General features: G+C 71.5%; 19 protein-coding genes. 5 read left to right on the top strand and 14 right to left on the bottom strand.

Translation table 11 applies throughout. The features are described 5' to 3' along the window. Positions 1 to 78: 78 nt before the first annotated feature. The 11 genes from JOD64_RS22750 to JOD64_RS22700 form a co-directional block, all read right to left on the bottom strand. Positions 79 to 888, bottom strand: coding sequence for an endonuclease/exonuclease/phosphatase family protein (locus tag JOD64_RS22750; RefSeq protein ID WP_204944061.1), 810 nt, complete (start codon positions 886 to 888; stop codon positions 79 to 81). A gap of 8 nt (positions 889 to 896) precedes the next feature. Continuing rightward, a complete protein-coding gene (locus JOD64_RS22745; RefSeq protein ID WP_204944060.1) occupies positions 897 to 2,387 on the bottom strand; it encodes a phosphatase PAP2 family protein in 1,491 nt (496 codons plus the stop codon). A gap of 69 nt (positions 2,388 to 2,456) precedes the next feature. Beyond that, positions 2,457 to 3,458, bottom strand: coding sequence for a YihY/virulence factor BrkB family protein (locus JOD64_RS22740; RefSeq protein WP_204944059.1), 1,002 nt, complete (start codon positions 3,456 to 3,458; stop codon positions 2,457 to 2,459). Continuing rightward, the gene (locus tag JOD64_RS22735) at positions 3,451 to 4,455 is read right to left on the bottom strand and encodes a diacylglycerol/lipid kinase family protein (protein ID WP_204944058.1); all 1,005 of its coding nucleotides are present in this window, start codon (positions 4,453 to 4,455) and stop codon (positions 3,451 to 3,453) included. The genes JOD64_RS22740 and JOD64_RS22735 overlap by 8 nt, the downstream gene beginning before the upstream one ends. A gap of 94 nt (positions 4,456 to 4,549) precedes the next feature. Next, complete coding sequence (locus tag JOD64_RS22730; RefSeq protein ID WP_204944057.1) at positions 4,550 to 5,134, bottom strand: Clp protease N-terminal domain-containing protein; 585 nt, start codon at positions 5,132 to 5,134, stop codon at positions 4,550 to 4,552. Then, the gene (locus JOD64_RS22725; protein WP_007457155.1) at positions 5,134 to 5,370 is read right to left on the bottom strand and encodes an HTH domain-containing protein; all 237 of its coding nucleotides are present in this window, start codon (positions 5,368 to 5,370) and stop codon (positions 5,134 to 5,136) included. The genes JOD64_RS22730 and JOD64_RS22725 overlap by 1 nt, the downstream gene beginning before the upstream one ends. 57 nt (positions 5,371 to 5,427) lie before the next feature. Then, positions 5,428 to 5,853, bottom strand: a complete 426-nt coding sequence (locus JOD64_RS22720) for a nucleoside deaminase (RefSeq protein WP_204944056.1) — start codon at positions 5,851 to 5,853, stop codon at positions 5,428 to 5,430. Beyond that, entirely contained in the window at positions 5,850 to 6,701 is an 852-nt protein-coding gene (locus tag JOD64_RS22715) for an LLM class flavin-dependent oxidoreductase (RefSeq protein ID WP_204944055.1), read from the bottom strand. The genes JOD64_RS22720 and JOD64_RS22715 overlap by 4 nt, the downstream gene beginning before the upstream one ends. A 150-nt stretch (positions 6,702 to 6,851) precedes the next feature. Continuing rightward, positions 6,852 to 7,625: a CPBP family intramembrane glutamic endopeptidase gene (locus JOD64_RS22710; RefSeq protein WP_204944054.1), complete on the bottom strand. Its 774-nt coding sequence runs from the start codon at positions 7,623 to 7,625 to the stop codon at positions 6,852 to 6,854. A gap of 141 nt (positions 7,626 to 7,766) precedes the next feature. Beyond that, complete coding sequence (locus tag JOD64_RS22705) at positions 7,767 to 8,414, bottom strand: response regulator transcription factor (protein WP_204944053.1); 648 nt, start codon at positions 8,412 to 8,414, stop codon at positions 7,767 to 7,769. Further along, positions 8,405 to 9,691, bottom strand: a complete 1,287-nt coding sequence (locus JOD64_RS22700) for a sensor histidine kinase (RefSeq protein WP_204944052.1) — start codon at positions 9,689 to 9,691, stop codon at positions 8,405 to 8,407. The genes JOD64_RS22705 and JOD64_RS22700 overlap by 10 nt, the downstream gene beginning before the upstream one ends. Before the next feature lie 191 nt (positions 9,692 to 9,882). On the opposite strand from JOD64_RS22700, the gene JOD64_RS22695 reads away from it, so the two are divergent. The 3 genes from JOD64_RS22695 to JOD64_RS22685 are packed head-to-tail and all read left to right on the top strand — an operon-like array spanning position 9,883 to position 14,065. Then, positions 9,883 to 10,743, top strand: a complete 861-nt coding sequence (locus tag JOD64_RS22695; protein WP_204944051.1) for a universal stress protein — start codon at positions 9,883 to 9,885, stop codon at positions 10,741 to 10,743. 60 nt (positions 10,744 to 10,803) lie between these two features. After that, positions 10,804 to 13,197, top strand: a complete 2,394-nt coding sequence (locus tag JOD64_RS22690; protein WP_204946191.1) for a phosphoketolase family protein — start codon at positions 10,804 to 10,806, stop codon at positions 13,195 to 13,197. 10 nt (positions 13,198 to 13,207) lie between these two features. Beyond that, positions 13,208 to 14,065 (top strand): universal stress protein, encoded by an 858-nt coding sequence (locus JOD64_RS22685; RefSeq protein ID WP_204944050.1) that lies wholly within the window; start codon positions 13,208 to 13,210, stop codon positions 14,063 to 14,065. A 75-nt stretch (positions 14,066 to 14,140) separates the two neighbouring features. On the opposite strand, the gene JOD64_RS22680 is transcribed toward JOD64_RS22685, so the two are convergent. From JOD64_RS22680 to JOD64_RS33550, 3 genes are all read right to left on the bottom strand, one after another. Further along, the gene (locus JOD64_RS22680) at positions 14,141 to 15,130 is read right to left on the bottom strand and encodes an NAD-dependent epimerase/dehydratase family protein (RefSeq protein ID WP_204944049.1); all 990 of its coding nucleotides are present in this window, start codon (positions 15,128 to 15,130) and stop codon (positions 14,141 to 14,143) included. Between the two features lie 122 nt (positions 15,131 to 15,252). Beyond that, on the bottom strand, positions 15,253 to 16,023 hold the full coding sequence (locus JOD64_RS22675; protein ID WP_204944048.1) for a hypothetical protein: 771 nt from the start codon (positions 16,021 to 16,023) through the stop codon (positions 15,253 to 15,255). Between the two features lie 22 nt (positions 16,024 to 16,045). Next, on the bottom strand, positions 16,046 to 16,174 hold the full coding sequence (locus JOD64_RS33550; RefSeq protein ID WP_275581590.1) for an RNA polymerase sigma factor: 129 nt from the start codon (positions 16,172 to 16,174) through the stop codon (positions 16,046 to 16,048). A gap of 301 nt (positions 16,175 to 16,475) precedes the next feature. Here JOD64_RS33550 and JOD64_RS22670 point away from each other — a divergent pair, with 301 nt between their 5' ends. Together JOD64_RS22670 and JOD64_RS22665 are read left to right on the top strand one after the other, a co-directional pair. Continuing rightward, a complete protein-coding gene (locus JOD64_RS22670; RefSeq protein ID WP_204944047.1) occupies positions 16,476 to 17,408 on the top strand; it encodes an ABC transporter ATP-binding protein in 933 nt (310 codons plus the stop codon). Further along, positions 17,405 to 18,127, top strand: coding sequence for an ABC transporter ATP-binding protein (locus tag JOD64_RS22665; RefSeq protein WP_204944046.1), 723 nt, complete (start codon positions 17,405 to 17,407; stop codon positions 18,125 to 18,127). The genes JOD64_RS22670 and JOD64_RS22665 overlap by 4 nt, the downstream gene beginning before the upstream one ends. Positions 18,128 to 18,133 lie beyond the last annotated feature (6 nt).

The following is an 18,133-nucleotide window of genomic DNA, read 5'->3' as shown; positions in this document are numbered from 1 at the left end:
CACCGTCCTGTTCAACCTGGTGCTCTGAGGGCCTGCGCCGCCACGGTCAGCGGCGCGGGGCCGGGGCGGCGAGCAGCTTCAGCCGGCGTCCACCTCGATCGCGGCCAGCAGCGGATAGTGGTCCGAGGCCGTGTCCGCCGCTCCGCCACGGAGCACCCGGGATTCCCGCAACCGCTCGGCCACGGCGTGGGTGCCGAGCAGGTAGTCCAGCCGCATACCGGCGAACTCCGCCCCGCCGAACCGGGTGGGAACGGTAAGGCCGGCGGCCTCCGGCGCTCCGACGTTGCAGGACGGCCACAGGTCGACCAGGTCGGCGGCGAGCAGCCGGCCGATCGCGCGAGTGTCCACGGCGCCACCGGAGCGGCGAAGGTGCCGCCGCCGGTAGAGGGCCGGCATCCCGGCCAGCCGCTCGGTGTGGTCGACGGTCGGGTCGAGCGAGTTGAGGTCACCGGTGACGAGGGTCAGCGGTCCCGGGGCACGCCGCACCGCGCGGACCAGCCAGTCGACCTCCATCCGCCGCCGACCCCCGGAGTACGGGTAGAGGTGGGTGCCGAGCACGGTGAACGGGCCGGCGGAGGTCGCCACCACGACGCGGACGGCGGCGTGGTGGAACGGCCGGCGCAGCGTCCCCGCGTCGACGACCTGGTACGGCGGCCGGACCAGCACCGCCACCGGCTGCCCGAAGCAGGACCGGGCCAGGTGGGGCGTCATGCCCAGCCGGCCCGCCACCGCGGCCATCAGCCCGCCGCGGTCGAAGCCACGCAGCTCCTGTAAGGCCAGCACGTCCGGCGCCTGCTCGTCGATGACCTGGACCACCTGATCCAGCCGGTCGGAGCCGCCGCGATCCCGACCGCCGGTGCGGATGTTCCAGGTCATCGCCCGCAGCACGGCGGCGCTCAGTCGGCCCGGCCGGCCCGCGCCAGCTCGTCGTCGAGGGTGTCCACATCCTCCGACTCGATGGCCGGCTGGTTGCCTTCCTCCAGGTCGGCGTTCGGGCGGATGACGAGGTAGAGCAGCCCGATCCAGAGCGCGGAGAGCAGGATCGCGCCCATGAAGTCGGTCGGGTGATGCATCCCCCGGTACATCCGGGAGGTGGCCACCCCGATCGGCATGATCACAGCCAGCGCCACGAAGACCCAACGCCACCACCGATCGGTACGCGGGAACACGATGACGGTGATCGCCAGCCAGACGCAGATCGTGGCCGCGATGTGCCCCGACGGGAACGACGAGGTGGGCATCTGCCCGTCGAGATTCTCCACCGCCGGTCGAGGCCGGTCGACGGCCCGGGCCGAGGCGAGGAAGAGGGTCAGCTCCCCCACCATCGCCAGCGCCACGAAGAGCACCGGCCGCCAGCGCCGCCAGACCGCCAGCACCAGTGGGCAGAACACCAGCGAGATGATCAGGATCGCGTGGGTGTCACCGAACTTGCTCCACCACCAGCTCACCTCCGTCAGCACCTCGGTGTGCCGCTCGGCGAACCAGCGGGGCACCTCCGTGTCGAGGGTGTCGAAGAAGGTGCCCTTGGCGTGGTAGCTGACGTACGTGCCGAAGCCGTACAGCGCCCCGAACACGAGCACCCAACCGACCAGCAGCTCGGCCACCGCCGAGCGAGGGTGGGCCAGCACGTGCTCCTCCGCCGGGGCGGGAGCGATGTCGTGCCCGGCCTCCGGCTCCAGGCCCTCGGTCAGCGGCGGCACCGTGCGCCCCCGCTCGCGGCGCCACAGCCGGAAGGCGTACGCGGTGACGCCCAGCCAGGCCGCGCCGAGCAGCCAGCCGGCCAGCACGTCCGAGAGGTAGTGCACACCCAACGCGATCCGGGTCAGACCGACCAGCGCCACCAGCACGCCGACGCCGACGATCGCCGGCTTGCGCCAGCGGGGCGTCATGGCCGGCAGGAACACCAGCAGCAGAGCCCCGTACGCGACGAACGAGCCCAGCGCGTGCCCGCTCGGGAAGCTGTTCCCCGGGGCGCTGGCGATCGGCACGTCCACGACCGGGCGGAGCCGGCCGACCAGCGTCTTCAGCGACGGATCGAGGATCAGGCCACCGACGCCGGTGATGATCAGGTAGACGGCCAGCCGTGGTTGTCTCCGAATCAGCAGCCCGACCACGGCGATGCTGACCAACCAGATGAGGATCGGGCGGCCGCCCAGGTCGGTCACCGCCTGCAGGACGGTGACCAGTGCGTGGTGTGGGGCGACGAGCCCGTTGAACCACTCGGCGCCCGCGTGGTCGACGTCCTGTAGTGGGCTCCACCGCACCCGGACGAGCAGCAACAACAGCCCGAAGGCCACCCCGGCGCCGGTGACGGCCACCAGACCGGCGATGCTCCGCTCGGCGAAATGACCGATCGGACGTCGCGCCACCTCTTTGACCGCGGTCACCCCGCACCTCCCTTGTCCGTCTGGGCAGGCGCTTTACCCGATCCGCGTCCGTCGTACACGCCGGTGCCGCTAGAGCGCCGTCATGTCCCCGGTGTCGAGCAGTTCGGCGCGGTCATTGTCGGGCTCCCACAGATCCGGTTGGGCCGGCTCCTCCACACCGATCCGCAGGGCCTCCAACTGGGCGGCGAAGGCCAGCCCACCGAAGAGCGCCATCCCGGTCAGGTTGGCCCAGAGCAGCAGCGCCATCATGCCGGTCAACGCGCCGTAGGTCTGCCCGAAGCCGTCACTGAACCGCACGTACGCGGCGAGCAGCAGGCTGGCCAGCCACCACAGGGCCGTGGCGATGCCCGCGCCGAACAGAAGCCAGGACAGGCCGGGCTGGTTGCGGCGCGGCGCGTGCCGGAACAGCACGGCGACGGCGAGGACGGTCAGCCCGAGGCTCAGGGGGAAGCGGACCACGTCCCAGATGCCGTTGGCCACCGCGCCCCACTCGTAGTGTCGGCGCACCGAGTCACCCATCGCGCCGCCGCCGACCAGGATCAGAAAGCCGGCGAGCGCGGGCAGGCCGGCGGTGACGGCCAGCACGGCGGCACGGAGGTATTTGCGCAGCACGGGGCGGTCCCGCTCGACACCGTAGATGCGGTTGGCGCCCCGCTCGATCTGGGCCATGGTGGTGGTCAGCGCGAACAGGCCGGTGAGCAGACCGAGGGTGAGTGCCAGCTCCCCGGCATCCTCGACGCGGTCGCCCTCACCCAGCAGTTCGGCGACCATCTGCGCGCTCTGCCCCGGGGTGAGTGCCAGGACGGTGTCGGCGACTACCTGGCCGCCCTCCTCGACGCCCAGCTCGCTGATCAGGCCGGTGAGGGCGATCAGGAACGGCACCACGGCGAGGCAGAGCTGCAACGCGAAGGCCCTGGAGTGGCTGAACCCGTCGCCGTAGCGGAACCGGATGAAGGCGTCCCGCAGCAGGTGCCAGCCGCCCTGGCGGCGCAGTGTGTGCCAGGCGTCGTCGGCGGACAGCTCCTCGTCGGCCATCAGCCGGGTCTCCGGCACGATCCGCGTGCTACTCACGGCGCGCCTCCTCGATCAGCTGCTCGCCCCGCTCTCCCGCTCCTTGCGCGTCGACGGCCAGGTCGGGGGCGCCCTCGGGTTGGGGGACGCAGAGCCAGAGTGCCTGGGGCCGAATGTCCGCCCGCAGGTGCCGACCCGGGGAGATGAGGTCGCCGTCCAGCTCCCTGGGCTGGGCCCGGTTGCTGGTGACCAGCACGCGGCGGCCCCGGAACACCTCCATCTGCGGCACCTGGCCGCTGCGGCGGATCACCGCCCAGCCGAGCGCGAGCCAGTGCCGCAGGTTGCGCGGGGTGAGCACGGCGACGTCGAGCCAGCCGTCGTCCGGCTCGGCCTCGGTCAGCAGGGTCACGCCGCCTTGGAGCCGGCCGACGTTGGCGATCAGGACCGAGCGGGCCCGGCGGCGCACCGGTGGGCGGTCGTCGATGCGGATCTGCACCCGCATCGGCCGGTCCCGCAGGTGCCGGGCGGCGCCCATGACGTACGCGGGCCAGCCGATGCGGGCCTTGGTGGTCTCCGAGGTGGCGGCCAGCATCTGGGCGTCGAAGCCCATGCCGGCCATCACGGTGAAGTACCGGTCCTCGACGGCGCCGACGTCGAGGAGCCGTCGACCGCGCTCGACGGCGACCTGCAGCCCGGCGGCCAGGTCGGTGGAGAGCCCGAGGTTGGCGGCGAGCAGGTTGCCGGTGCCCTGCGGCAGCACAGCGAGGGCCACGTCGGTGCCGACCAGCGCGCTGACGCAGGACATCACGGTGCCGTCGCCGCCGCAGGCGAAGACCAGGTCGACGCCGGCCTTGACCGCCTGTTCGGTCTGCCCGCGGCCCGGGTCGTCGACGGTGGTTTCGAACCACTGCGGCTCGGGCCAGCCCGCGGCGGTCAGGGCGTCGGTCACGGTGCGGCGCAGGTCGTCGAGATCGTCGACCTTCACCGGGTTGACCACCACGGCGGAGCGCAGCCCGCCGTCGCCGCCCGAGGGCTGCCTGTCCTGTCCAGCATCCACGGCGCCAGTGTGCAGCACCGGTACGGCTTCAGCGACCCGGCGAGCGGCTGGCGTCGGAAGTGCCACAGACAGGTTTCAACGCGAGCGCACCCCGTCAGGCCGCCGCCCGCAGTGCGACCTCCACCCGTCGGCGCAGATCGTCGAGGTCGATGCCGGCTTCGGTGAGCACCAGCGCACCCAGCCCGTGCCCCTCCCGCAGCACCCCGAGCAGGATGTGCTCGGTGCCGATGTGGCGGTGGTGCAGGCGCAGCGCCTCCCGCAGTGACAACTCCAATGCCTTCTTCGACCGGGGCGAGAACGGACCGCCGAGGTACCGCCGCCGCCTGCGACCCCAGCGGCTGCGTGGTGCCGGCACGGCCTCGCGCAGCGCGTCCGGGCCGAAGGACTCCTCGATGCGGGCCACGATCGCGGCCAGGTCGATGCCGATCTCCCGCAGGGCCGCCGCGTCCGCGTCGCCGAGGCCGGCGCCACCGCTGACGGTGTGCCGGCGGACGCGCTCGCGCAGGTCGTCGGCGCGCACGCCGGCGTCGGCGAGCACCCGGCTGGCCAGGCCGGCGTCGTCATCGAGCAGGGCGAGCAGCAGGTGCTCGGTGCCGACCGGCCGTTGGCCCTCGGCCCGAGCCTCCTCCAGCGCCCGTCGCACCACGCCGCGCGCCCGGTCGGTGAACCGTTCGAACATCACGCCTCCCAGGATGAATTGACCGCCGGTCGCCCAGCGTGCTTCTTGTGCACCGCCTGCCGGCTGACCTCGAGCGCGTCGGCGATCTCCTGCCAGGACCAGCCCTGTCGACGGGCGTTGTCCACCTGGACCACCTCGAGCCGCTCGAGCAGCCGGCGCAGCGCGCGGACGGCGCGCAGCCCGACCCGGGGGTCGGTGCTGCCGGCTGCCGCCGCGAGTTCTGTCGCCTGACTCATGCCGTCAACATACGTTGACAGTGCAACCCGTGTCAACCCCAGTTGACGCGCCCCTGGTCAGTAGTAGTCGTCGATCGGCTGGCGCGCCGCATCGAACAGCGCCGGCCCCTCGTAGCGCACCGGGAGCAGCGGCGGGGTGGCCGGCTTGACCTCCTCGAACTGTTCGCTCGACAGGGCGTACACCACCCGGCCGAGCCCGGACCGGTCGATCGCGGTCGCGCACATCGGGCAGGGCTGGCAACTGGTGAACATGGTGGTGCCGGCGGCCACCTCGGGAGCGAGTTCCCGAGCGGCCCAGCGGGCCAGCTTCAACTCCGGATGGGCGGTGATGTCCGAGTCGGAGACAACCGTGTTGTGGTCCTCGATCAGAACGGTGCCGTCCGCATCGACCAGCAACGAGGCGAACGGGCGTTCGCCGGACGCCCCGGCCTGGCTGGCGAGCACCACGGCGCGGCGGAGGAACTTCTCGTCGTCGGGGGTCATCGGTCCTCCTGGGAGCTGTGGTACGCGGCCACGGCGGCGAGTGTCCGCCAGGCGCGTTCGGGCTGGCGGATCTCGGTCAGGTCGCCGTTGAACGGGTCGAGCACCACCGTCTCCGCCCCGAGCAGACGGATCTGGTCGATGTCGGCGATGATCTGGTCGATGGTGCCGACACCGGCCAGCCGGTCCGGGGCGGTGACCGGTTCGGCTGCCTCCCGCAGCGCGATGCGCGGCATCAACGCGGGCACCGGACGAGCCAGTTCGTCGGCGATGGCCCTCAGCCGCCCGGCGGCCTCGGCCAGCCATCCGGGCGTGAACCGCAACGGGTGCCAGGCGTCACCGAGCAGTACCGCCCGGCGCATACCGGCGTCACTGTTGCCACCGACCCAGATCGGGATCGCACCCGTGTCGTAGTCGTCGGTGTCCTTCCATGCCTCGCGCATGGCGTGCAGGTACTCGTCGGTCAGCGCGCCGCGCCGCCGGAACGGCACGCCGAGCGCCTCGAACTCCTGCCGGGCCCAGCCGACCCCGACGCCGAGGACGAGCCGGCCGCCGCTGAGCCGGTTGAGGTTCGCCGCCATCCGGGCGGTGAGCAGCGGGTGCCGGTACGGGACGATGAGCACGGTCGTGCCCAGCCGGACCCGGCGGGTCACCCCGGCCAGCCAGGACAGCGTGGTGAACGGCTCGTAGAAGGGCGCCGGATACTGCTCGGCCACGTCCGGGGTCACCGCGATGTGGTCGGAGACCATCAGCAGGTCGAAGCCGAGACCCTCGACCGTCTGCGCCCACTGTCGCAGCAGGTCGGGGTCGGTACCCGGGGCGAAGTTCGGAACGTTCACGCCAATCTGCACGAGCCCTACGCTAGCCAGCGTGGACCGGGTGTGTGAACACCGTGATCCCTGCCTTCGTTGACCTTTGCCGTGGATCCGTCGGTAGATTGGCCCGATGGCCGAGAGTGCAGCGCCACCCTGCCCTATCGCGGCCCGCGCCTGACACAGGCCCTAGACGCCGACGGCCGCTCGTGGTGCCGACAAACCACTCGACACCCTCTGCTTCGACCGAATGAGGAGCGGGACGCACGCCGCTCCGATGAGACCCATCGCAATCGCGGTGTTGGCCATCCATCGCATGGATTCATCGGCGTTGGAGAAGCCGACGAGTATCCCGATGTTGATGCCCCAGTGCAGGACGGTGGACACGAGGACACGAGCCCACCATGGGCGTCCGGTCGTGACGGCCGCCGCGGCGACGGACAGCCCGATGGCCGATACGACGAAGACGGAGTAGACCGCGAGCCCGGCGCCTGCCATCGGGAAATGGCCGAGCCCGAACAACAGGCCGGTGATGGCGGCGGCCGACAGCGTCGCCATGCGTGTTTCGAGCATGGGTTGCACGAAGCCCCGCCAGCCGATTTCCTCGCCGGCCGCGCCAAGGAACTGCGCCAGCAGGATCAGGGCCAGTGGCGCGGGAAGCGTCGAGGTGTGCAGCGACTGCCAGCGGTGCGGTTCGGCGATCGCCAGAAGCCAGAGGACCAGGGTGATCATCAGCGACAGCCCGGCGGCGGCACAGAGTGGGGCGAGAACGCCTCGTCTGGTCGTACGCGGGTAGGGAAGGCGGCCTCGCCAGATGGCGTACGCGACGAGGGCGCCGACGGCGGTGGAGAACTGGGCGAGCACCAGGATGGTCGGATCGAGCCCAGTTACCCCCTGCGCCAGCGCGAACACCGGCGAGGCGGCGGCCGACACCGCGAGGAACGCGACGACAACCGTCGTCACACGGGCCCTACCCGCTCCGGTCGGAGGAGAAGTCTGCGTCATGTGTCCAGCCTCGGACAGGCGGCGGCTGCTTGTACTGGAGCTGGCCCTCCGACTGCGGTGCAGTTTCCTCCACCAAGCAGGCTCAGCTACCAAGCGGGCTCAGCGTTCGTTGAGGTAGGCGAGTACCGCCAGGACCCGTCGGTTGTCGTCGAGACTCGGGTGCAGACCGAGCTTCGTGAACACGTTCGAGATGTGTTTGGTCGTCGCGCTCTCGCTGATGTGCATCTCGGAGCCGATCGCCGTGTTCGAGCGCCCCTGCGCCATGAGGTCGAGGACCTGCCGCTCGCGTCCCGTGAGCGTGCCGACGGGCCCGCCCCGTTCGACCCGGTTGATGAGCGCGCTGATGACCGTGGGGTCGAGGACGGTGCCGCCGGCGGCGACCTGGTCGAGGGCGTCCATGAACTGGCGAGGATGGGACACCCGATCCTTCAACAGGTAGCCGATCCCACCGGCCTGGTCGGCGAGGAGTTCACGCACGTACAACTGCTCGACGTACTGCGAGAACAGTAGGACCGGCAGCGCCGGTCGGACCCGTCGCGCCGCCAGCACGGCGCGCAACCCCTCGTCGGTGTGCGACGGGGGCAGGCGGATGTCGACGATCGCGACGTCGGCCCGCCAGTCGCCGAGCACCCGACTCAGCTCGGGTCCGGTACCCACCTGCTCGACCACCTCATGACCGACGGCCTCGAGCAGGCTGACCAGGCCCACACGCAGCATTATCTGGTCTTCTGCGACGACTACGCGCACGGCACCTCCAACGCGATCTCCGTCGGGCCGCCCACCGGGCTCCGGACGGTGAGAGTGCCGTCGAAGGCGGCCAGCCGTCGGCGCGTACCGTCGAGCCCGCTGCCGGGGACGACCACCGCGCCCCCCTTGCCGTCATCGCGCACCTCGATGCGGAGGTTGCCCTCGTCGATGTCCGCCGTCACCGCGAGGTGAGCCGCGCCGGAATGCTTCGCGGCGTTGGTCAGGAGTTCGCGGGTGGCGAAGTACGCCGCGGCTTCAAGCGACGAGTCCAGACGGACGGGTAGCCGTATCCGCGTGGTCACCGGCAGGGCCGACTCGATGGCCATCGCCTCGATCGCCGCGCCCAGGCCGCGATCGGCGAGGACGGGCGGGTGGATCCCGCGCATGAGGTCGCGCAGCTCACCAAGGGCGTTCGAGGAGTCGTCGCGCGCCTGCCCGATGAGGGCGAGCGCGGCGTTCGTGTCGCTGGCCATGAGCGTCTCGGCGAAGCCCAGCTTCATGCCGATCGCCACGAGTTGGGCCTGAGCGCCGTCGTGCACGTCCCGTTCGAGGCGGCGAAGCTGCGCGGCCGCGTCGTCGCGGACCTCTTCGCGGCTGGCCGAGAGGACGGAGACCCGCGCTTGCAGATCGACCAGGTGGCTGCCGATCAGCACGGACGACCAACGGGCCTGCACCCGCAACCACCAGGGGGCGCTGAGCAGGCCGATGACGACCAGAGCGCAGCCGAGGACGGCCGCGTACGGCACCGTGCTGGCCGTCGTGACCGGGATGAACACGTACCATTCGGTGGGTTCCAGCCGGAGGCCGAGGTAGAGGATCGGCATGGCCACAACCCCGTACAGACCCCAGCCGACGAGCCCGAGGGGTGCGATCATCACGAGCACGGTGCTGGTGAACGGGTCGACGACCGCCCACCGCATCAGGTGCCAGAAGGCGCGGTCGTTGACGAGTCGCCAGCATCGACGCGCCTGGGCGACGAATCCGGACGCGGCGGGGTCCGGCAGGCTCGGCACCGCGACGTCGATGCCGGCAAAACGTTGATCCGTCCGGCCCAGTCGCTCGGCCTGGCGATGCAGGACGCGTACGCAGCCGGGAAAGATCAGCACACCGACACCCAGCGGGATGAGGCAGAAGGCCGTGGCGGCGACGACCGTCATCGCCAGCACCGCGACCAGTTGGCCGGCGAGGATCAGTGACCCGCGCAGCGCCGTCCACCGCCCGACCGGCCGGCCTTCTTCTCCGCCTGACACTGCTTCGCTCTCATGATCAACCTGCACCTCAAGATCATGTCCGACTCGCCCCGGTACGCGGCATCAACTGAATGGCCATGTCGACGTGCACTTTCCCCCACAGCCACCAGGTGGGTGCCGCCGAGAACCCACAACCGGCCCGCAAACGTGACCATCGGACTACCCTCGGTCAGGGATAGCTTGGTCGTGCCGGGCGCGACGCCCGGGAGGTGATATCGATGGCCGTACCCGCCGATGCAGCGGTGCTGGTCGGCCTCGGCTCGGATCTCGACCTTCCGGTCGTCGAACAGGCCGCGCAGGAAGCCGCCGCGCACGGCCGGCCGCTGCACCTGCTGCACACCTTCGACTGGCACGCGGCCTTCGCCGCGGACACCGTCGCAGCTCCCCGTGACGAGGCCGAGAGCCTGATCACCCGAGCCGCCCAACTCGCCCACCAGGTCGAGCCGGAGCTGACCGTGGGCGGCGAGATCGTCGAGAGCGCCACGCTGGCCACTCTCATCCGCCGGTCGGAGGGGGCATTCCTGCTGGCGGTCGGCGACAGCGGGATGGCCGGCAGCGGCCAGTGCGTCCCGGCCGAAACGCTCGCCGTGCAGTTGGCCGCGCGGGCCGGCTGCCCGCTGCTGGTGGTCCGCCGCGAGCCGCCGCCGCAGGGGCCGGTCCTGGTCGGCGTGGACGGCTCGCCCAGCTCGCACCTCGCTCTGCAGTGGGCCGCGGAGTGCGCGGCCCGAAGGGGCGCCCGACTGCTGGCGCTACGCGTCGTGGAGTACGACGAGGACACCGACGCGGTAGCCGAGCAGCTCAGCGAGGCCCTGGCCCGCCACACCAGCCGCGACAACTCGGTGCCGACCGAGTGTCGCGTGGTGCGCGGAGACCCCGGTCAGGTCCTGGTCGACACGTCGCGCGCGGCGCAGGTGGCGCTGGTCGCCGCCCGCGGCGACGAACCGGCACGCGCCATGCTGGGCGCGGTCGCCCAATCCCTGCTCTACCACTCCCCCGCCCCGGTGGTCGTCGTCCGTGGCCTGGCCGAGATGCCGCTGACCGGGTCCGACGCCCGGCCCACGCGGGACCGCCGGCCCTGACCCGGGGCGTTCGCAGCGGCGAAGCTGGAGGCCCCACCCCTACCCGCGAGAGGCAGCATGATGGACACCGCTCTCGACGTGCACCGCGCCCTCACCGACGACGAGCTGCGCCGGCTGGACGCCTACTGGCGCGCGGCGAACTACCTCACCGTCGGGCAGATCTACCTGCTGGACAACCCGCTGCTCCGGGAGCCGCTGACCACCGACGACATCAAGCCTCGGCTGCTCGGGCACTGGGGCACCAGCCCCGGGCTCAATCTGATCTACGCCCACCTCAACCGGGTGATCGTGGCGCGTGACCTCAACGCCATGCTGGTCACCGGCCCCGGCCACGGCGGCCCGGCCATCGTGGCCAACACCTGGCTGGAGGGCACCTGGTCGGAGCGCTACCACGACGTGGCACGCGACGAGGTCGGCATGTCCAAGCTCTTCCGTCAGTTCTCCTTCCCGGGTGGCATCCCCAGCCACGTCGCCGCGGACGTGCCGGGTTCGATCCACGAGGGCGGCGAGCTGGGGTACGCGTTGAGCCACGCCTACGGCGCCGCGTTCGACCACCCGGATCTCGTGGTGGCGTGTGTGGTCGGCGACGGCGAGGCGGAGACCGGGCCGCTGGCCGGGAGCTGGCTCTCCGACGTGTTCCTCAACCCGGCGCGCGACGGCGCGGTGCTGCCCATCCTGCACCTCAACGGTTACAAGATCGCCAGCCCGACGGTGCTGGCCCGGATCCCCGAGGCCGATCTGCTCGATCTCATGCGGGGTTCGGGCTACCAGCCGTACGTGGTGGCCGGCGACAACCCTGCCCAGGTGCACCGCGTCCTCGCCGCGACGATGGACCGCGTGCTGGACGAGATCGCCGAGATCCAGCGACGGGCCCGCTCCGGGGGCATCGTCGAACGTCCCCGCTGGCCGATGATCATTTTGCGGACGCCGAAGGGCTGGACCGGCCCGAGCGAGGTCGACGGCGCCCAGGTGGAGGGCACGTACCGCGCCCACCAGGTGCCGCTGTCGGGGGTCCGCGACAACCCGGCGCACCTGGCCGAGCTGGAGCGGTGGCTGCGCAGCTACCGGCCGGAGGAGCTGTTCGACGCGACCGGCGCGCCGGTGGACGAGGTGCGGACGCTGCCACCGCGCGGTGACCGGCGGATGAGCGCCAACCCGGTCACCAACGGCGGTGTGGTGCTGCGCGACCTGTCCCTGCCGGACTTCCGCGACTACGGCGTGGAGGTCCCCGAACCGGGCGAGCCGATGGCCGGCGCGACCGGGGTGCTCGGGCCGTGGATCCGCGACGTCATCAGCGCCAATCCGGAGACCTTCCGGCTGTTCGGTCCGGACGAGATCGCGTCCAACCGGTTGGGTGCCGCGTTCGAGGTGACCGGCCGGGCCTGGGTGGCCGCGACCGTACCGGGCGACGACCACCTCTCCCCCGATGGTCGGGTCATGGAGGTGCTCTCCGAGCACCTGTGCCAGGGCTGGCTGGAGGGCTACCTGTTGACCGGCCGGCACGGCGTGTTCACCAGCTACGAGGCGTTCATCCACATCGTCGACTCGATGCTCAACCAGCACGCCAAGTGGCTGAAGGTGACCCGCGGCATCCCGTGGCGGCAGCCGCTCGCCTCACTGAACTACCTGCTGTCCAGCCACGTCTGGCGTCAGGACCACAACGGCTTCTCCCACCAGGACCCCGGCTTCATCGACCACGTGGTCAACAAGAAGGCCGAGGTGGTGCGGGTCTACCTGCCGCCGGACGCCAACACCCTGCTCGCCACGATGGACCACTGCCTGCGCAGTCGGCACTACATCAACGTGGTGGTGGCCGGTAAGCAGCCGGCGCCGAACTGGCTGACGATGACCGAGGCGATCCAGCACACCCGCCGCGGCCTGGGGATCTGGGAGTGGGCCAGCAACGACGGCGGCAGCGAGCCGGACGTGGTGCTCGCCTGCTGCGGGGACGTGCCCACCCTGGAGGCGCTGGCCGCCGCCGAACTGCTGCACCAGAACCTCCCGGACCTGAAGGTCCGGCTGGTCAACGTGGTCGACCTGATGCGGCTCCAGCCGGACACCGAGCATCCGCACGGCCTGACCGACAACGAGTTCGACACCATCTTCACCGAGGACCGGCAGATCATCTTCGCCTACCACGGCTACCCGTGGCTGATCCACCGACTCACCTACCGCCGCAGCAACCACGAGAACCTGCACGTGCGCGGCTACAAGGAGGAGGGCACCACCACCACCCCGTTCGACATGGTCATGCTCAACGACCTGGATCGGTTCCACCTGGTCATCGACGTCATCGACCGGGTGCCCGGGCTGGCCGCCCGTGCCGCGCACCTGCGCCAGCGGATGGTCGACGCCCGGCAGGCGGCCCGCGACTACACCCGCCAGTACGGCGAGGACGACCCCCAGGTCGCCGAGTGGCGCTGGGTCCGCGAGACCGACCCGACCAACCCCTGAGGAGTACGACGTGCGTGACGCGGAGATCCTGGTCGGCTACGACGGCTCCACCGATGCCTCCGTGGCCGTGGACTGGGCGCTGGAGGAGGCTCGGCACAGCGGCCAACCGGTGCGGCTGGCGTACGTCTTCGAATGGCTGACCGTGGCCGGCTGGGTCGGCCCGGGCGTGGCACCCGGGGTCTGGCCGGACGAGACTGCCCGCCGGCAGGTCGAGGATCTGGTCCGCAGGGCCGCGGCGGACGCCGTCGCCGCACACCCCCGGCTGACGGTCACCGGCGAGGTGTACGACGGGCCACCTGCCCTGGTGTTGCAGGAACGCTCGGCCGAGGCCGGGATGCTGGTGCTCGGCAGTCGAGGCCACGGCGGATTCGGAGGTCTGCTGGTCGGGTCGACGGCGGTGTCGGTCGCCGCGCACGCACACTGCCCGGTCGTTGTGGTCCGGGACGGGGCCGGCAGCGCTCCGGTCGACGCGTCGGCCGGCCCGGTGGCGGTCGGCGTGGACGGCTCGCAACCTTCGCTGGTGGCCCTCGGCTTCGCGGCGGAACGGGCGGCGCAGCGGCAGGTGCCGCTGCGGGTCCTGCACGCCTGGACACCGGGCCCGGGCGGGGCGGCCGGGGCGCCCGACGAGCGGGCCGCGGTGGAGCAGGCGCTGGAACCGTGGCGGCGGACCTTCCCCGATCTGGACGTGACCGTCGACCTGATCCCGACCGGCCCGGCGGCGATGCTGATCGAGGTGAGTCGCGACGCGCGGCTGGTGGTGGTCGGCAGCCGGGGCCGGGGCGGGCTCGCTGGGATGCTGCTCGGCTCGGTCAGCCAGCAGCTCATCCAGCACGCCAACTGCCCGGTCGCGGTGGTCCGGGAACGCTGACCACAGCGCTGGCGGAGGCCGCCGCCGATGCTGCCGGTGGCGCCGACCTGACCTCGGCACCACTGGCCTGCCCGGTCAGACGAGCAGCGCGGCTTCCCGCTCGGCGTCCAGCCCCACCGTCACCCGGGCCGGACGGCCGGCGCGCGGCGGCACCGACCCGACCGAACGCAGCCACTGCCAGGTGTCGGCGACCGTGTCGGCCACCGGCCGGCAGGTCAACCCCGCCGCGTACGCCTTCTCCACCCCGCGCTCCTGCAACCACCGGAACTCGTGGTCGCGCGGAATCCAGATCGGCAGATCGTTCCAGGGGACCACGCCGGCGGCCAGGATCGGCTCCGGGTCGGTCCACCGCAGCCGGGCGTCGGAGCCGGCCACCGCGACGACCGACGCCAGCAGCTCACCCATCGTGGCGTGCCCCGAACGGCTGATGACGTTGAACGCGCCGCCGATCCCTTCGGCGGCCCGGTCGAGCGTCCACCCGGCCAGGTCGCGCACGTCGACGTACTGCACGGGCAGGTCCTCCGGGCCGGGCGCGAGCACGTCGCCACCGCGGGCCACCCGCTGCAGCCACCAGGGCAGCCGGCCGATGTCCTCACCCGGGCCGAGGATCAGCCCGGCGCGGACCAGCAACGCCCGCTCGCCGAAGACCTCCGTCGCCGCCAGCTCACCGCCCATCTTGCACTGCGCGTAGTCCCCCTCGGTGGCGTCGGCAGAGCCATCCACTGTGGTCGCGTCCTCACCGACGTGCGCGGGCACCGGTGGGGCGTACACCGAGCCGCTGGAGATGTAGGCGTAGTGCCCGACCGCCCCGACCAGTGCGCGGGCCGCTTCCCGCACCCCCAGCGGGGCGCCGTCCCAGGTGTCGACCACCAGATCCCACTCGCCGCCCGCCAGAGCCGCCAGACCGTCCGGCTCGGTGCGGTCACCCCGCAACCGGTGTACGCCGGCAGGCACCGTGCCGTGCAGCCCTCGGTTGAACACTGTCACCGACCAGCCACGGCGCACCGCCTCGGTGACCGTCGCGCCACCCACGAAACCCGTACCGCCCAGCACCAGCAATCTCATTCGCTCCACCCTGCCTGCACAGGTCGGCGAATGGCACCTCCGTTCGCCGGCCGCGGATCTGCCCATGGCAGAACCCGTCAGGTGAGAGCGGCACGGTTGCCGCTCGAGCCGCGCGGGTTGATCTAGTCGCAGGCGATGCCCAGGGCCTTCACGTCCGCGCGCAGCTTGCGGAAGACGGCGGTCATCCGCTGGGAGGCCGTCTCCACCTGAGCTGTCGCCTCGCTCGACTTCTGCAGGAGCGTGCTGCTCTGGTTGCGCGCGACCCGGGCGTTCTCGTCGGCGGCTACCGCGTTGTTGTGCGCGATGGTGGCGTTTCGGATGTCGCCCCGACTCTCGTAGTACCGCTGCTGCCGGCCGAACTCCGCGACGTCCTTGTTGTGCTTGTTGTACGACTCCGTGTACAGCTTGGCGTCGTTGACGAACCGCTCGGCCTGGTGTCTCGCATCCTCGTGGTCCTGAACGGCCGACCCCAGGGAGTCCCAGTCGGTCGCGTAGGCCCGCACCGCGGCGGTCACCGCCGGATTGGTGGTCTTCCTGGCAACCACCTGGAGCTGCGCCGCCTGCTGCACCGCGTAGGCGTATACGGGCCCGAGGTCGCTTTCCCGTTCAGGCACCGGTGCCTTGAGGATCCGGAACGCCTCCTCGCAACCTGTGCGGTCGGGATTGGGGTCGCGGTTAAGGCCGGGGTCGGAGGTCGGCGGGATGCGGGGGCGCGCGTCGAGCGGCGTCGGGCTGGCGGTGCCGGACGGGCCGGGGGACAGTTCGCCGAGTGGGTTCCAGCCGAACAATGGCTCCATTGCGAGCACAATCGCGATGACGCCACTGACGATGCCTACCGCTTTGGCCACGCCGTTCAATCCCGAATGGGAGCCCGGCGCCCCGTCACCGCTCACCACCTCACGATAACATCGGTCATCATCGAATCGATTCGCCGAACATCCGCCCGACGTACCGCTCGACCGCCGGATACCCGCCCTGCACCAGCTCGGCGAACGCCTCCCGTTCGCCCAACTGACAGCGGACCACCAGCAACTCATCGCTCATTGGCCCTCCCTCGCCTGTTCAGTCGGCGTGGGAGCCCGGCAGGTTCACGACCCGCCACAGTGAAGACCGGCCTCGGCAGGTGGGGGTCCTCCGTCCAGAATGCAGGAAAGCCGCCTAGGGCATGGGTCAACGGAGCCGCCGATTGCGAACCTGCTTCAATCTGCGTCAGCCTGGGCAATCGAGGCGCTTGACGCATTTGGTGACCATGCGTGCCGGCCGGGTGACACCACGTGCCCGATCGGTGGGCGCGACCGCTACCCGAGGCTGGCTCGACGTCGGCACAACCCGGACGGAGAAGGGGATGACCAGCCCACCACTGTCCCTGCCGCGGCCATCCGCGCGGGCACCCGAGTTCGGCCGGGACGCGCTCATCGTCTGCGAGAACCTGGTGCGGATCTACCAGGCCGGTTCGATCGAGGTGCAGGCACTGCAGGGACTGGACCTGGCCGTGGAGAGTGGTGAACTGGTCGCCGTCGTCGGTGCCTCCGGGTCGGGCAAGTCGACGCTGCTCTCCATCCTGGCCGGCATCGACGCCCCCACCGCCGGCCGGGTCCGGGTCGACAGGTGGAATCTGCTGGCGATGTCCCGCGCGGACCGGGTGAACTACCGGCGGCACACCGTCGGGTTCGTACGGCAGCAGACGGCGAGCAACCTGATCCCTTACCTGACCGCACGGGAGATGGTGGACCTGCCGATGACCGCAGCCCGTACCCCGAAGGAGGAGCGCCGGGAGCGCGCGGCCGAACTGCTGGACAGCCTCGGTGTCGCCGACTGCGCCGATCGGCGCCCCGGGCAACTCTCCGGAGGGCAGCAGATGCGGGTCGCGATCGCGGTGGCGCTGGCCAACCAGCCGCGGGTCCTGCTCGCCGACGAGCCGACCGGCGAGCTGGACGCCGCCACGTCCGCGGAGGTCTTCGGCGTGCTGCGGGACGTCAACCGACGGTACGGCGTCACCGTTGTCGTGGTGACCCACGATCCGGAGGTCAGCGGCCAGGTCGAACGGACCGTCGCGATCCGGGATGGGCGCACCAGCAGCGAGGTGCTGCGCCGCACCACCACCGACGCGAAGGGCGACACGCACATGATCGCCGAGGAGTACGCCGTGATGGACCGGGCCGGGCGGGTCCAGGTGCCCCGCGAGTTCCGCCAGGCGCTGGCGCTGACCCGACGGGTCCGGCTGGCCTTGGAACCCGACCACATCACGCTCCGCGCCGACTCGGGAAGCGGCGAATGAGCAGCGAACCGCTGCTCAGCGTGCGCGGCGTACACCGGCGCTTCCGCACCGGGCCGACCGTCGTACACGCCCTGCACGGCGTGTCGTTCGACGTGGCCGCCGGTGCGATGGTGGCGCTCGTCGGCCGGTCCGGTTCGGGCAAGACCACCCTGCTCAACGTCATCGGCGGCCTGGACCGCCCGGACGCCGGCAGCGTGCACGTCGACGGCACCAACGTCACCGCGCTCGACGAGGATGGCCTGTCCCGGCTGCGGCGCGAGAAGGTGTCGTACGTCTTCCAGAGCTTCGGGTTGATCCCGGTGCTGTCGGCCGCGGAAAACGTCGCGGCCCCGCTGCGGATGGCCCGCGTCGCCCCAAGCGAGCGCGAGCGGCGGGTCGAGTTGCTGCTGGAGCTGATCGGCCTGGCCGACCACGCCCGGCAGCGGCCGGCCGAGCTGTCCGGCGGCCAGCAGCAGCGGGTGGCGATCGCCCGCGCGCTGGCCGCCTCGCCCCGGCTTCTGCTCGCCGACGAGCCCACCGGGCAACTGGACGCCGAGACGGGCCTGTCGGTGATGGCCCTGCTGCGCGGGATTGTGGAATCCGAAGGCGTCACCGTACTGGTGTCGACACACGACGCGGTGATGATGGCCCTGGCCGACCGGGTGATCCGCATCCACGACGGGCACCTCGACGAACAGGCGGCCGGGCAGCCGTACGCGCCCGCGTCGGACGTCGGGTGACGCGTC

Origin of the sequence: Micromonospora luteifusca (genome assembly GCF_016907275.1) — a bacterium.
Classification (GTDB): Bacteria; Actinomycetota; Actinomycetes; order Mycobacteriales; family Micromonosporaceae; genus Micromonospora; species Micromonospora luteifusca.
This window is presented reverse-complemented; position numbering and strand designations above follow the sequence as displayed.

Bases quoted from the DNA above. Each gene is read 5' to 3' on its own strand.
- JOD64_RS22730 (WP_204944057.1), bottom strand. From the start codon at position 5,134: ATGTTCGAACGGTTCACCGACCGGGCGCGCGGCGTGGTGCGACGGGCG.
- JOD64_RS22725 (WP_007457155.1), bottom strand. From the start codon at position 5,370: ATGAGTCAGGCGACAGAACTCGCGGCGGCAGCCGGCAGCACCGACCCC.
- JOD64_RS22720 (WP_204944056.1), bottom strand. From the start codon at position 5,853: ATGACCCCCGACGACGAGAAGTTCCTCCGCCGCGCCGTGGTGCTCGCC.
- JOD64_RS22695 (WP_204944051.1), top strand. From the start codon at position 9,883: ATGGCCGTACCCGCCGATGCAGCGGTGCTGGTCGGCCTCGGCTCGGAT.
- JOD64_RS22690 (WP_204946191.1), top strand. From the start codon at position 10,804: ATGGACACCGCTCTCGACGTGCACCGCGCCCTCACCGACGACGAGCTG.
- JOD64_RS22680 (WP_204944049.1), bottom strand. From the start codon at position 15,130: ATGAGATTGCTGGTGCTGGGCGGTACGGGTTTCGTGGGTGGCGCGACG.
- JOD64_RS33550 (WP_275581590.1), bottom strand. From the start codon at position 16,174: ATGAGCGATGAGTTGCTGGTGGTCCGCTGTCAGTTGGGCGAACGGGAG.
- JOD64_RS22670 (WP_204944047.1), top strand. From the start codon at position 16,476: ATGACCAGCCCACCACTGTCCCTGCCGCGGCCATCCGCGCGGGCACCC.
- JOD64_RS22665 (WP_204944046.1), top strand. From the start codon at position 17,405: ATGAGCAGCGAACCGCTGCTCAGCGTGCGCGGCGTACACCGGCGCTTC.